8 protein-coding genes are annotated in these 15,105 nt (G+C 54.4%); 7 read left to right on the top strand and 1 reads right to left on the bottom strand.

Annotated features, from left to right (window positions below; translation table 11 throughout):
- Positions 1–60 precede the first annotated feature (60 nt).
- From BBBF_RS00330 to BBBF_RS00315, 4 genes are all read left to right on the top strand, one after another.
- A protein-coding gene (locus tag BBBF_RS00330) for an IS3 family transposase (RefSeq protein ID WP_117726484.1) occupies positions 61–1,328 on the top strand; the annotation gives its coding sequence in 2 pieces (ribosomal slippage) (positions 61–337 and positions 337–1,328; 1,269 coding nt in all).
- A gap of 272 nt (positions 1,329–1,600) precedes the next feature.
- Entirely contained in the window at positions 1,601–2,866 is a 1,266-nt protein-coding gene (locus BBBF_RS00325; protein ID WP_033509599.1) for an IS110 family RNA-guided transposase, read from the top strand.
- Positions 2,867–3,012: 146 nt separating this feature from the next.
- A complete protein-coding gene (locus BBBF_RS10670) occupies positions 3,013–3,204 on the top strand; it encodes a hypothetical protein (RefSeq protein WP_033509597.1) in 192 nt (63 codons plus the stop codon).
- Positions 3,205–3,256: 52 nt separating this feature from the next.
- Positions 3,257–4,501: a nucleotide sugar dehydrogenase gene (locus BBBF_RS00315; RefSeq protein WP_021647493.1), complete on the top strand. Its 1,245-nt coding sequence runs from the start codon at positions 3,257–3,259 to the stop codon at positions 4,499–4,501.
- Between the two features lie 60 nt (positions 4,502–4,561).
- Here BBBF_RS00315 and BBBF_RS00310 read toward each other — a convergent pair whose 3' ends face one another.
- Complete coding sequence (locus BBBF_RS00310) at positions 4,562–6,448, bottom strand: DUF4422 domain-containing protein (protein ID WP_021647494.1); 1,887 nt, start codon at positions 6,446–6,448, stop codon at positions 4,562–4,564.
- Positions 6,449–6,586: 138 nt separating this feature from the next.
- Between BBBF_RS00310 and BBBF_RS00305 the strand changes: the two genes are divergently transcribed.
- The 3 genes from BBBF_RS00305 to BBBF_RS10475 all read left to right on the top strand — a co-directional run bounded on the left by BBBF_RS00305 (position 6,587) and on the right by BBBF_RS10475 (position 15,083).
- On the top strand, positions 6,587–7,420 hold the full coding sequence (locus BBBF_RS00305) for an ABC transporter permease (protein ID WP_007052892.1): 834 nt from the start codon (positions 6,587–6,589) through the stop codon (positions 7,418–7,420).
- 2 nt (positions 7,421–7,422) lie between these two features.
- On the top strand, positions 7,423–8,721 hold the full coding sequence (locus tag BBBF_RS00300; RefSeq protein WP_013141402.1) for an ABC transporter ATP-binding protein: 1,299 nt from the start codon (positions 7,423–7,425) through the stop codon (positions 8,719–8,721).
- 212 nt (positions 8,722–8,933) lie between these two features.
- Positions 8,934–15,083 (top strand): InlB B-repeat-containing protein, encoded by a 6,150-nt coding sequence (locus BBBF_RS10475; protein WP_161788267.1) that lies wholly within the window; start codon positions 8,934–8,936, stop codon positions 15,081–15,083.
- The last annotated feature ends 22 nt before the right edge of the window (positions 15,084–15,105 follow it).

Below are 15,105 nucleotides of genomic sequence, written 5' to 3'. Positions count from 1 at the left end.
ACTGATATGAACTGGTTTTTGTTCTGCATTTCCCCTGACTCGATGGGAGATGATGGGACCATGGCAAAGGGCACGAGATACACGCCGGAGTTCAAGGCGAAGGCCGTCCGGCTGCTGACGGAGTCGCGGGGCTCGTGTTCGTCGGAGACGAACGCGATCGAACAGGTCGCCAAGGATCCGGGGATAGCGCCGGAATCACTGCGGCGTTGGCGCGACCAGGCGGACGCGACGGTCGCCGCCGGGACCAAACAGTCGGCGGAGGACGCGATGGCGGAGCTCAAGAGTCTGAGGGCCGAGGTCGCCGAGCCGCGCCGGGCGGACGGGATCCTGACGACGGCTCCGGCTTTTTTCGCGGCCAGGCTCGACCCGACACGGCGTTGATGGCCGCGTGCATCGGCGAGTATAGGGGCCGTTTCGGGGTCGGGCCGATCTGCAGGGTATTGGCCGGATCGTTGGGCTGCGGGTTCGTCACGCCGCGCGGCTGCCGCATGTTCAAGGCCAGGCCCGTGAGCCGCATGCGGGCGCGTCACGAGGCGTTGGCGCGCGACATCCTCGGCATCCGCGCGGATTTCTTCATGGCCGTGTACGGGTACGGGAAGACGCACGCCCAATTGATCGCCCGGGGCCGGGATCCGAAGGAGGTCGGCCCCGGCCAGGTGCCCTCGGTCATGCGCGGACTCGGCGTCCGGGGCGTCAGGCGCGGCAAGACCCCGGTGACGACGGAACCGGCGAAGGGCGCGGGCGGCGGGCCCGACCTGGTGGACCGGAAGTTCGGGGCGGAGGCTCCCAACCGGTCGCACGTGGCCGATATCACCTACGTGCGCATGGCCGACGGCTCGTTCGGCTACACCGCGTTCGTCGCCGACGTGTTCGCCCGCCGCATCGTGGGCCGGGCGTGCGCCACCGGCATGGGCACGCAGGAGCTGCCGTTGCAGGCGCTGGAGCAGGCCATATCCTGGGCCGCCAACCATGGCGGCACCGAGGGGCTCGTGCACCACAGCGATCACGGAATCCAGTGTATCGGCCTCGTGTACGCCACCAGGGTCAGGGAGTTCGGCATGCTGCCATCGACCGGCACGGTCGGCGACCCGTACGACAACGCCATGGCCGAAAGCGCCGACGGCGCGTACAAGACAGAGCTGGTATGGCGGCGCAAGCCCTTCGCCGATCCGAAGGATTTGGAACTGGCGACGTTCCGATGGGTCTCGTGGCGGGGACTCGAAGCGACTGCACCAGTCCCTGGGCTACAGGACACCGGAAGCGGTGGAAACCGAGTATCATACGAACCAAGCGGCACAAGCCGCCTCACTGTAAGAGCGGAACGTTGATAATGGTTATGCCGGTTTAGCTGACCGGCGATAATGAAGGATGATGGACGGTGCGGTGACCCCGGGCGGAACTGACGATTCCTTGGAACCTGTCCTGTTTTTGATTTGTCCCGCGCCGCCCACCGACCCGATGGCCATGGAACATGACCTCATAGGAGCGTGGTTGCTCCATCGGTTCCCAGCAAGACCATGGTAGCGTGCCCCGTCAACGTTCTGTCTGTGCCGGAAGCCATCGGCAACGGCATCGCGACAAACGCATGAAAGGACCGACGATGAAGTCGACTATACCAACGATCCTCGCCGGAGTGGATACGCATTCAACAACCCACACACTGGCCCTGCTCGACGAACACGGGCGGGTGACCGACACCGAGACCTTCAATGCGGACCCGAAGGGCTACGAACGGCTGATCGCCATGATAGGTGACCCGGCCCTGTGCCTGGGCGTGGGCGTCGAGGGCACCAACTCGTACGGTGCCGCGCTCTCGCGCAGGCTCGCCGCAGCCGGCTACACCGTGCACGAGGTGCTGCGGCCGAAACGCAGCGTGCGCCGCAGCGACGGCAAGTCCGATCCCATCGACGCCATAGCCGCCGCCAGAAGCGTGCTCGCCGGCGATGGGATCAGCACGCCCAAGGCATCCGACGGTTGGTGCGAGGCGTTGCGCCACCTGATCGCTGCACGCGAGCAGCTCGTCACCTCCATGACGGCCATATCGAACTGTCTTGCCGAGTTGCTCACCACCGCTCCGGAAGGAATCAGGGAGAGGTACCGGTCGCTGCCGTCCAAGAGACGGATCGGCAAGCTCGCGGCCTGCCGTCCCTCCGGTGGCATCGTCGAGCGGAACGTGCTCTCATCGCTGAAGACGCTGGCGTCGTCATGGCGCGAACTGCACGACAGGGCCGATGTGCTGGAGTGCCGCATGCGCCAGATTCTGGAAGAGAACGCGCGTCCCCTGCTCGACGTGTACTGCATGGGCACCATGTCGGCGGCCCAACTGGCCGTCATCGGCGGCGACAACCCGGAACGAATCCGCTCCGAGGCGGCGTTCGCCAAGCTCTGCGGCGCCTGCCCGCTGCCTGCATCCAGCGGCAAGACCAACCGGCACCGGTTGAACAGATCCGGTAACCGTCAGGGCAACCGGGCCCTGTATAACGTCGCCCTGGTGCGCATGAGCCACCACCAACCCACCAAGGACTACGTGGTAAGGAAAACCAAGGAGGGAAAGGGCAAACTCGAGATCATGCGGTGTCTCAAGCGCTACATCGCCCGCGAGGCCTACCGGGCGCTCATCGCGATCCGCAACGGCGAAGCCGGACGCGAACCCGCCGTCGAACGCGGGGCCAGGCTGAGGGAAGTGCGCGTCTCGCTCGGCAAAACCCAGCAACAGGTCGGCGACGCGTTGGGCGTGCCGTCCAGCCGCGTCAGCGAGATCGAACGTGGGGTTCGGGATCTGCCCGAACTCGAACGACAAATCATCGAGTGGATGGACTCAATCCTCGGGCAAAGCCAACACTCCAACACATTTGACAATGTATAGGAGCATCAAAAATCAGGCCACTTCACGCTGTTTCCAGCGACTACACATCATCAAACTATTTCTCCGCTCAGCTCGCCGAACATCATAATGCAAAAGTCAGTCCGTATCTTGCGTTTCTTACTGAAATGCATCAGGCAATTCCGGCAATGTCCGTGCCGGATTCTTCAGGCAGCAGCAGCGCTCCGACCTATCTGGATGCGAACGGCAATCTCATCAAGAAAAAGAATCTCTCGAAGCAGGCCAAGCAATTACTCCATGACTATCAGCTCATTCAATATGACATGAGTGTCGGCAAGAATTACCTGAAGGACATCGACTTTGTCGATTTGCCGAAGTGACCCGTCTACAATAGGTTAGGATTACGGCAGCAGTGGGAAAGGCAGTTTGGTTATGAAGATCGCGGTTGCAGGAACCGGCTATGTTGGATTGTCCGTCGCGTTGCTGCTTTCCCAGCATAACGAGGTGCATGCGCTCGACATCATTCCGGCGAAGGTCGAATTGCTGAACAACGGCAAGAGTCCTATCGTCGATCCGGTGATCACCGATTTCCTGGTGGGGAACGCATCTGGCGAGCGTCCGCTCGATTTTCACGCCACCATCGACGCGCAGGAAGCGTACACGGATGCCGATTTCGCTGTAATCGCCACGCCGACGAATTACGACGAGAAGAAGAATTATTTCGATACTTCCAGCGTCGAAGCTGCGATTGCGGCAGTCCGCCAGTATTCGCCACATGCTTGGATTGTCATCAAATCGACAATTCCCGTTGGCTACACGCAGCAATTGCGCAAGACTCTCAATGACGATCGCATCCTCTTCTCCCCCGAATTCCTGCGTGAAGGACATGCGCTGTATGACAATCTGCATCCAAGCCGTATTGTGGTTGGCGCTCCACAGGACGATGCTGAATCCGTCAAGGCTGCACATCAGTTCGCGCATCTGCTTGCCGAGGGCGCAGACCCAGTTGAAGCCACCCGTGCCAATCATGATGGCAGTACCGGTATTCCCACGCTGGTGGTCGGCACCACCGAGGCTGAGGCCATCAAACTGTTCGCCAATACCTATCTAGCGCTTCGCGTGGCATATTTCAACGAATTAGACACCTACGCGGAAAGCCGCGGACTGAACACTCGCGAAATCATTGACGGCGTTTGCTTGGATCCGCGCATCGGCAACGGTTACAACAATCCCAGCTTCGGTTATGGCGGCTATTGCCTGCCGAAAGACACCAAGCAGTTACTTGCCAACTACAATCAGGTACCGCAAAACCTTATCGAAGCCATTGTGGACGCAAACCGTACACGCAAGGAATTCGTGGCTTCCGAAGTCATGGAACGTATCAAGGACATTCAGGATCCTGTTGTCGGTATCTACAGACTGACTATGAAGTCCGGTTCCGATAATTTCCGCCAGTCCGCCATTCAGGACGTGATGAAACAGTTCAAGGCAAACGGCATTCCCGTGCTCATCTATGAACCCACGTTGAACAAGCCCGACTTCCAAGGCAGCGAAGTCACCCATAACCTTGCCGGTTTCAAAACCCGTGCATCCGTGATCGTCGCCAACCGCTGGAACAGTGACCTCGCTGACGTGGATACCAAGGTCTACACCCGAGATCTGTTCCGCAGGGACTGACTTCCCACTAATACATATGGGGGTTGGTTGGATAGGCTCATCCAACCAACCCCCATATTGTCATCGCTTGCCCTGCACCTTGCGTGCCATCACCTTCATCAGCTCGCGTTGCTTCGAACCAGTCGGAGCAAACACGTCCACATACTTGCGAATGGGGCTGTCCGCGGCGATTGCACGTTCGTGATGCTCTGACGGAACAGGACGCTCCACACCGCTCATCGCGGCAACCATCTGTGCCACGAACGGCGTCTCCTGCGCGTAACTCCAGTACATCGGAGCGAAATCGCACCATGGATTCTTCCATGGCTTGTCGAAGCCTGCGTAATGCACGATCTTCGGTGCCTTACGCGACGTCATATATGCCTGGTACACGTCGGCGGGCGCGAAATCGAACACGCCATTGACTCGACCTGCGCAATTGTGCATCACATTCCACGAATAATCCAAATACGAAATCAAGCCTTCGCATTCCACGTTGAGAATGTCCTGATCATTGTAGAGGTACCCCGGCTTGGACGCGATTTCCAGCCACTCATGCACCGTATGGATTTCGCGCATGCGGTCGAGGTTCATCACCAGTACGCCGGCTTGGAAGTAGCCATATGCATCACGCATGTGCAGTTGCTTGTTCACGTATTCCGCACGCTCGCCGTTTTTCATATTGAGATTGCCGATGAAATCGATATCCGGTACGGCGGCGATCGCGTTGTCTCCGAGTTCAGTATCGTACAGTTCAGCGATATCGCCATTGACCACCAGATCGCAATCCAAGTACAGTAGCTTCGAATAGAACGGTAGCGCCTCCTGAATGATGAAACGGTAATACGTTTCGACGCTGATATGCGCGTTACTGGTGGTGAGACTGAAACCGGCCAGATAGCGGCTCACGTCGAAGAAGCGGATTGCGGCGTTCGGGAACTGTGCGAAAAACCGTTCCATATACCGCTTGTTTTCGTCGGTAATATCCCGTTCCAGCACAATCACGTCATACGATCGATTCGTGGAAGCATTCTTCAGCATCGAATAGATGGTAGTGGCAAGCATCGGCACATAGTTGTTGTCCGCGGCGAACACCACCGGCACAATACGTCCGTATTCCGTACCGAGCGGTTCAAGCGTAGTCATTGGATCCGGGCGCAGGAAGTGCACGCATTGCATCCGCTTAATCTTCCAATGTGCGCCAGTACGCTGCTTATGCGCGATGAAAATGTTGAGCAGCCGTTCCGAAAGATGTCCCACAGTACGCGTGGTTTGCACATCCATCTTGCTGAAATCGGTGGCATCGGCGAATTCGTCGAGCAGCGGGAACAGCCATTCGTTGTATTCGAAGAAGATTTCTTTCCTCATGATGAACATGTTGCAGAACGCGGCGGTACGACCGTTAAGCACGGCGTCGGCGTCCACCTTGTAATCGGGATGGCGCGTACACAGGATGTCGTACATGTGGCGCAGATCCTTCAATCGAAGATGCTCGTCGGCGGCCCAATGCTGCTTGAGATTCGAGAATCCGCCGATACGGCGGACGTCGTTCAACGGCGTGGTGATGACATCCCATCCATCCACCGCACGTGCGATCGCCTCATCGTTGATGCCGTATTCGGCGAGCGCGTGGTCGTCGATGTACGAATCGATGATCTCGCCGTAGTCGTTTTCCTTATGCGGAGTGTCAGTGAAGTCGAAGTATCGGCGGTAATGACAGAAACCGTAATAGTCAGCGTCTTCGTTCTTCCAAGCCCAATATTGCGCGGTCAGTTCACAGTAACACGGGTTTTTCGCGGAAATGTTCTCACCTTCGTCGTCATGCAAGGTGTTTGCAAACCGGATTGCTGCGTTCGCCGCACCCACCTGCACCGGCAGGATGCTTTTCCCTTCGGGGAACGTGGCCCGCTTATGCGCCGACACGAAAACCTTGATGTTCGGATGATGCTGTTCCGCTGTGAGAACCATGTGAGATATTCCGCCTTACTAAGACAAACGTCCTTTCCTCACTAGAATATATGAGAGTACTGTCGAAGGAGAGCGCACCAACCGCACTGCCACATGATTTTGCGTCCAAACGCTTCGCACTAGTAGGATGGAATGTTTGTGAAAGATTTTTTTGAGAGCCTCAAGAAGAGGTACCACTACGCGATGGTGGTGTTCAAGGAACTGGTGAAGACCGATTTCCAGCTGCGCTACCAAGGTTCGTTCCTAGGTATGGTATGGTCCGTATTGAAGCCGTTGATGCTGTTCGCGGTGATGTATGTGGTGTTCGTGAAATTCCTGAAGTTCTCCGACGGCACCCCGACCTTCCCGATTTCGCTGCTGTGCGGCACCTGTTTGTGGAGCTTCTTCTCCGAGTCCACCAGCATGGGTATGCAATCCATCGTGGGACGCGGTGATTTGCTACGCAAAGTGCATTTCCCAAATTACATCATCGTGGCCTCCACCACGATGGGTTCCATGATTTCATTAGGTATTAACTTATGCGTGGTGATTTTGTTCGGTTTCTTCGCCCATGCACACTACACTTGGCGCGTGCTGCTCGTGCCGTTCAGCATAATCCAGTTGTACTGTCTAGGGCTGGGCGTGGCATTGCTGCTCGCCTCGCTGTTTGTGTACTTCCGTGATGTGGCACATATTTGGGAGGTAGTGCTGCAAGCCATGTTCTATGCCACACCTATCATCTATCCGATTTCGATGGTGGCTAACAACCCAGATTTCTCTTGGGCGGCTAAATTGCTTATGCTGAATCCTTCCACTCAGGTAATCATGGATATTCGCCATAACCTGCTTTCCCCAGAATATGTGCCGACCGCGTGGAGCATGGTCGATAACAAACTGCTATGCCTGCTGCCGTACGTGCTGTCCGCGTTCATTCTATGGCTGGGCATTCATGTATTCCGTAAATACAGCTCCAAGTTCGCGGAGGTGCTCTGATCATGGCTGAAATTGCATTGACTGAAAAGACACAGGAAGAAGCCAAGGACGAGCGCCCGGTGGTGCTCAAGGTCGACCATGTAGCCAAGATGTTCCGTCTGCCCACCGAGCAGGCGACCGGCCTGAAGATGGCGTTCTTAAACTGGACGAAAGGCATCAAAGGCTACACCAAGCAGCATGTGCTCCGTGACATCAATTTCGAAGTACGCCAAGGCGATTTTTTCGGTATTGTTGGCCGTAACGGTTCCGGCAAGTCCACATTACTGAAAATCATCTCCCAGATCTATACCCCGGAGCAAGGCTCGGTCACCGTCAAAGGCAAACTGGTGCCATTCATCGAACTTGGCGTTGGCTTCAACCCGGAACTGACCGGCCGTGAGAATGTGTACTTGAACGGCGCTCTGCTTGGATTCACTCGTACGCAGATTGACGCGATGTACGATGACATCGTGGAGTTCGCTGAGCTTGAGGACTTCATGGACCAGAAGCTCAAGAACTATTCCTCCGGTATGCAGGTTCGTCTTGCTTTCTCCGTAGCCATCAAGGCCCAGGGAGACATTCTGGTGCTCGATGAGGTGCTTGCCGTCGGAGACGAGGCGTTCCAGCGTAAATGCGACAATTTCTTCGCGGAAATCAAGAAAGATCCGACCAAGACCGTCATCCTTGTCACCCATTCCATGGACGCGGTGAAGAAATACTGCAATAAGGCCATCCTCATCAAGGATGGCGAGATCATCGCAAGTGGCGACAAGAACGATGTCGCGGATCGCTACACTCTCGAAAACCTCAAGGTAGAGCGCAAGAACGAGGAAAAGGAGAAAGACAAGGAAAAGGAAGGCGAATACCCGCTTGGTCTCAGCGAGCGCGTTCCCACATTCCGCATTCTGCCGGTTTCCGAACAGATGCTCACTTGCAAGGATACATTCGAATTCGACGTCGAATATGATCTGCGCGACAGCAAGGACATCGAGTTCTACATCCCCATGTCGGTATTGGATGTCAAGCGCGGCGGCGTTCCGTATGATTGTGGCGTCTCATTCAAGGTCAACAAGACAGGCCATAACAAGGTGCATTTCGCATTGCCTTTGCATCTCTTCAATGACGGTGACTTCAAAATCATCGCCACCATGCGCATTATTCCTGATACCAGCAATCTGAAGAATTTCGAGCAACTCGCGTTCACCAGCGATGAGAATTCATGCTACTTCTCAGTGCGCAATCCAGGAACGGTGAATTTTGCCGGTTTGCTCAACGATTCGGCCATGCGCATTGATGAAATTGGTATGAGTGCCTGCGACTGATTCTGATTTCCAATACGAAACATTCAAAAGGGGACGAAGTGGACTTCGACCCCTTTTTTATATGCGTTGGCGATACAATGCATCCATCTGTGGAGCATCAATGCTCTATACCAAGATGAGAGACTGAAAGGGCAGCTATGCCGAGGCCGTTGACAGCAGCGAAGAAACTATGGACCGTATTCTGCACGTTGGCCACGTGCATCACCGTGGGCATGACTACGAATCATATCGCCATGGCAGATAGCGCGACGCAAAATAGCAATATTATTGCTTCATTGAAGTATATGAGCGAGCTCAACAAACTACGCCAATCCAGACGTACCGCCTTGACTGCGCAACAAATCATTGAGGCGCAGAATGCCGACAACAGTGCAAACATGCGTTCAGGGCAGGTTGCGGAAGATGCGGCCGACGGCTCTCCTGTTCCCGAACTTAACGTGAACTGGGATTTGATGAGTTGGGCTCAGAAGCGCGCCGATGCCTTGGCCGAACGAGCCTCTGTGAATCAGAGTCAACCAATTAGCCATGACGACATGTATGTAGGCGCACCATCATGGACTTCGAAATATAATCTTGGAGAGAGTCCAAACTATCAAAGCGGAACATATTGGTTTGGCCCTGAAGCCTTGTTCATCGGATACCCTGAAACGGGACAAAGCAATCATAATCCAATTCAATCTTGGTATAGCGAACTGTCCGCTGCAGCTGGTAGCAACAGACAAGGGTATGGCCATTACCTCACCGAAGTGAGCAATCTGGCGGATACCGCCGGCATGGCGTCGGCGCAGGTGACTAGCGGCCGTTGGGAAGGCGCAACCATCGTCGTTCTGGAAATCGGATACACCGGTAACCACAGCGACAGGGGCACTACACAATCCGTAAGCGATGCCCTCAAGCAATATGTCGGTTCTACATACACGGTGAAATACCATGCGAATGGCGGCAATGGATCCATGGACGATCAGAAATTCGATATGGATTCAACCGTCCCATTGTATGGGAATATGTTCACTCGCACGGGATATCAGTTCAGCGGATGGAACACGAAAAAAGATGGTTCGGGAACGCAGTACTCCGACTACAATCCCATCTATAACATCGCGAACGCCGGTGAAGTGGTTGACCTATATGCGCAATGGACGCCAAATACCTATACCGTGTATTTCTACTCTAGCGGCACTGGCTCAGGTGGAGGTAGCAGTCGGAGCTTCACCTATGATCAGGCGCAAAATCTGCCAAATCCAGCAGATGTGGGAATAAGCAACATCAATGGAACTTTCACATCTTGGAACACCGAATATGATGGCTCGGGAACGTCATATCAAGCGGGACAATCGGTAAAGAACCTCACCGCAGACGAGTATGGAAGCATATATTTATATGCACAGTGGAAAACCACTCATACCGTGCATTTCCGAGCGTATAACGCAACACCTGAATATTTCAAGGATCAGAAGGTCGCAGATGGCGAAACCGCCACACGACCTGCCGACCCGACCCGGCCAGGATACGCATTCCGAGGATGGTCCACCGGATATTCCGATGATTCACCTCTGTATGATTTCAGCACTCCTGTAACCAGCGATATCTGGCTAAATGCGCAGTGGGATTCATATCCGTACACCATCCGCTATGATGCCAACGGCGGCACAGGAAGCATGCCCGATCAAAAAGTAGCATCCAGCCCGAGCAACAACACAGCGACGCTGAAACCAAACGAATTCAAATATAACGGCAAAGTATTCACTGGTTGGAACACCAAGCGAGATGGCAGTGGCACTGCATACAAAGACAATACGAGCTACGGCGAATTCGGCGCTACAAATTCCGATCAGGTAATCATTCTGTATGCGCAGTGGACCGATGCCGCAGTGAAATCCATCGACGCCATTACCACGAAATGCGGCTATGGCAAATGCTATCCATCCCTTCCGGACGAAGTGACAATCCATTTAATCAATGGCAAGACCATTACGGAAAACGTGGATTGGAACCAGGAGCAAGCCGCTGCAATCTGGAACAAAGATGCATCTGAGCTTCACTTAGGTGATGTGTTCCATGTCGATAGCGTCAGCATCGTTGGGTTCCCCAATCAAAAAATCCGCGCAACAGTGGTGGTATCCGATATCGCTGCACCGTCCCTAAAGGGATTGGACACCATTAGCGCCAAGGCAGGAGACCGCTCATTCAGTACGATGTATGGCATAAGCGCCATCGACGACCATGATGGCGATATAACCCGCAATGTTACGGTTTCCGGCAATTTTGATATTTCGGCACCTGGAGATTATCGACTTACCTACACGGTAAAAGATAATGCCGGTAACGAAGTAACGGGCGATCGTACAATTCACGTGACGAAGAACGAAATCGTAACGGTATCGTATGATGCCAATGGTGGTAGTGGATCCGTGGCACCGCAAACTTTTGGCATTGGAGAATACCAATCGTTGCGATCCTATAACCTCGTTCGCACTCATTACAATTTCACATGCTGGAACACCAAAGCCGACGGCACCGGCAAAAATTACTACACATGGAATAAAGCGATCTTCGATGATTCTGATGTCCCGGCAAATGGAAAAATAACATTGTATGCACAATGGGAGCGCGCCTTCTACTCCGTATTTTTCTACCCGAATTTCCCTGACGAATCAAGCACCGAAGCTAGCGTATCGCAAAACATCAAGTATGACGAATATGAGAATCTTGCGGACAATAGCTTCAACGCACCTGGATATACGTTCCTTGGGTGGAATACCGAATCCGATGGCTCCGGCACCAGCTATTCCGACGGGCAGCGAGTCAAAAACATCTATAACGAGTATGGATATGGCCAACATCTGTATGCACAATGGGAAGCGAACAAGTATACAGTGAAGTTCGACGCCAACGGCGGTACCGGCACCATGCCCTCGCAGACGTTGACATATGACAAGAACGAGAGACTGAACCGCTCGACATTCAAGGCGCCGGCCGGCAAAATGATCGCCGGTTGGAACACCAAGGCCGACGGCACCGGCACGGGGTATGATTACTGCGCTCCGGTGAAGAATCTGCTGACAAGCGGTTCCATAACTCTATATGCGTGGTATAGCCCAATACGCTACAGCTCCATCTCTGTACAGACCCCACCGAAAAAAGCCTCGTATAAGACAGGCGAAACGCTCGATACGACAGGACTTGTGGTATCTGCGATACAGAACAATGGCGATACTGTGCAACTACCAAGGAGCGAGTACACCCTTTCTCAGCCGAACATGAATTCCAACGGCACCAAGCGCGTTACCTTGACATTGAAGTCCAATACGGCAAAGACAACGTGGTTCGACATCACTGTCGGCTCAGCTGCGCCGACAGTGGAGGAAAGCCATCCGATAGCGGATTCCGACGAAACAGTTACCAATTACGTCGTCAGCCTCAAAGAAGGCACGGCAACCGACGTGCTGGACAAGGCCGTCACTGGAGCCGAAGCGTTGCATGCCTACAAGCTGATGTCATATCCGGAAATCAGTGTGTTCTTTGTACAAGCACATACCAAGACATTCGCTTCCGACTTCGCGCGCTGGGCCGCAGCAAATGGCATTGCTGTGGACACGGTGGCATATACACGCGATAAACTCCGCGAAGAGGAAATTCGCTATGGGAATACCACATCTTCCGACGTCGCGACAACCACAAAATGGAAGTCGGGAAACGCGATCCGCAAACCACAGAAAGACTCTTCGGATCCGAACACCAACATTTATGATGCTTGGGGCATTACCGCCATCGGTGCAGATAAGGCGCAGCAGACCAATATCGCGTATAAGCCGACTCTGACCGGCGTAATCGATTCCGGCATCGAGGATGATAATCCAGATCTGCAAGGGCAGGTGAACAGCACCTATTCCGTTGATTGCACAGTGAATGGAATCCCGCAACAGGGAACCGACTCCTCGACGGGACATCCTGTATGGTGGCCTACCGCAGGCGACGATGCCGATAAACATGGCACGCACGTTTCAGGCACCATCGCAGCGTCCCACAATGGCAGTGGCGTCGATGGCGTAAATCCGAATACGACATTGGCAGCCATACGTGTGCTCAAGCATAACCACACCTACCTCGAACAGGAAGTCTGCGGATATGTATGGGCAGCCAAAGCGGGAATGGACGTCACCAATGCCAGCATAGGCAACCGGTCACCTGACTATCCTGGCAAGTATGCAGTCGACAAGGCGTATGACACCGTTCTGCAACGAGCTGTGAGTTATGCGACCAAGAACAACGTCGTCAACGTTGCCTCTGCCGGAAATAACAAGCTTGACATCGACAATATACACGATGACACGTCTTTGGATCGGATGCGCAGACAAATCGAAAAGCGCCAGCCGCGTGAGGTCATCGGGCAAGCCATCGATGCCAGCAACAACGAAAATACGTTCAACCCGCTGACCGGCTTGGCGAATCAGCAAAGCCAGGGTCTTGGGGGTTCGGGGCTTTCTCTTGCTAGTAACAAGGGATACATCGTTCCGGCTATGCTTGACGGAGTGCTTGCCGTATCCGCAGTGCAAAAACGGGGCACATACTCCGTGGCCCCATTGAGCCGTGCCAATTATTCGAATTACGGCAGCAGCTCTATCGATGTGGCGGCTCCTGGAAGCAATGTCTATTCAACATATGGAACCAACTATGCGTATATGAGCGGCACTTCCATGGCATCTCCCCATGTAGCAGGTGTGGCATCACTGCTCAAGTCGGTGCATCCAGATTATTCCGTTTCGCAGATTGAGCAATTGCTCAAGAAACAAGCTAAGGAACGATACAACGACTTGGAAGCGCCTGCAGATGGCGCTGAATACCGTGGCGCGGGGCTTGTCAACGCTTATGCCGCTGTGACAGAAGATCAAGAACAACCTACCGTTTCTGCCCAGTATTCAACAGATGGCGGTTCCAGTTGGCACGATTTGGCCAACGCCAGAATCTCCGGCAAGGCCACCATTCGTGTAACAGCCACCGGCGCAGTTTCAAGCGTATCGATGAATGTCGATGGGCAGAATCGTTCAGCCCAGGGCGGTGACAGTTATAACGGTAACGCGACCGCAACCGTTGACGTTGATTTCTCAACGCTGACGGCGGTTGAAACCTGTTCACTGGTACTCAAAGCTTATGGTCTGAATTACGACGTATCGAACGACGACGTAAGCAAAACCATTCAGTTCCAGGCAGGACGTGACGCATACGCTACGGTAACGTTCGATTCGAACGGTGGTTCAACCATTGCCTCTCAAAATATTCATATTGGAACAATGGCAACACAACCAATGAATCCCACCCGCTCCGGGTACACGTTCCAAGGCTGGTACACCGCCAAGAACGGTGGAACAAAATATGATTTCAGCCAAACGGTGAATGGCGACATGACGTTGTACGCACACTGGGCCAAGGAGCCAAACGCATTGCAACGTTTAGCGGGAGATACCCGTTATGACACGATGGGAGCGGTTGTTAACGCTGCAAACTGGAAGACCGGCGGCACCGTAATCGTCGCCTCCGGCGGCAACTATCCAGATGCTCTGGCCGCCTCCGGATTGGCCGGTACCATGAATGCACCCATCATATTGACAGATGGAAACATTCTATCCCCACAGGCTCAGTCCCAGCTCAACCAACTCGCACCCTCTCGAATCGTAATCGCAGGTGGCGCCAGTGCCATATCGAATACCGTGATGAACTCGTTGAAAAACATCTGTCCGAATGTCCAACGAGTAGCTGGCGAAACTCGTGTTGATACGTCTTTGAACCTGTATCGTGAAGGCTCCGGATGGGGTTCCACCGCAGTATTGGCCACAGCAGGCAATTTTGCAGATGCTCTGAGTATCAGTTCATATGCCTATCATATGAAGGCTCCTGTGTTCCTGGTCAACACGAATGACTTGACCGCCCGCCAGCGATCAGCTCTCGTATCTGGACGATTCTCCAAAGTCATTGTGGTCGGCGGCACGAACGCCGTATCCGACCACGTGGCAGCGAACGCTCAATCCATAACCGGAGCGCAATTGGTACGTCTATCCGGTGCCACCCGTTATGAGACTAGCGAGCAAATCGCCAGATGGACCATGAACAATGGCCTCAGCATGAATGGAGCGGTGTACGCCACCGGTGCGAACTTCCCCGACGCACTCGCCGCGGGACCGCTGGCCGGCAAATCCGGCAGCGCGACTTTGCTGGTCGAAAACGCCAATAGCCCTGCGGTCTCCTTCTCCGCAGAGTACAAAGGCAAGGTCGATAAAGCATATGTGGTCGGTGGCACAAATGTCGTGGACCACATCACCGCGAACGCCATAGCCGACAGTCTCGGTCTCAGGCACGCACAGTGATGTTGCCACATTAACAGATAAG

It is taken from the genome of Bifidobacterium bifidum ATCC 29521 = JCM 1255 = DSM 20456 (assembly GCF_001025135.1).
Taxonomy (GTDB): Bacteria; Actinomycetota; Actinomycetes; order Actinomycetales; family Bifidobacteriaceae; genus Bifidobacterium; species Bifidobacterium bifidum.
The sequence above is the reverse complement of the archived record's forward strand: the minus strand, read 5'-3'. Positions and strand labels throughout refer to the sequence as shown.

What these genes read in the sequence shown, in the direction of transcription:
- BBBF_RS10670 (WP_033509597.1), top strand. Translation starts at nt 3,013, where the DNA reads ATGTCCGTGCCGGATTCTTCAGGCAGCAGCAGCGCTCCGACCTATCTG.
- BBBF_RS00310 (WP_021647494.1), bottom strand. Translation starts at nt 6,448, where the DNA reads ATGGTTCTCACAGCGGAACAGCATCATCCGAACATCAAGGTTTTCGTG.
- BBBF_RS00325 (WP_033509599.1), top strand. Translation starts at nt 1,601, where the DNA reads ATGAAGTCGACTATACCAACGATCCTCGCCGGAGTGGATACGCATTCA.
- BBBF_RS00315 (WP_021647493.1), top strand. Translation starts at nt 3,257, where the DNA reads ATGAAGATCGCGGTTGCAGGAACCGGCTATGTTGGATTGTCCGTCGCG.
- BBBF_RS10475 (WP_161788267.1), top strand. Translation starts at nt 8,934, where the DNA reads ATGACTACGAATCATATCGCCATGGCAGATAGCGCGACGCAAAATAGC.
- BBBF_RS00300 (WP_013141402.1), top strand. Translation starts at nt 7,423, where the DNA reads ATGGCTGAAATTGCATTGACTGAAAAGACACAGGAAGAAGCCAAGGAC.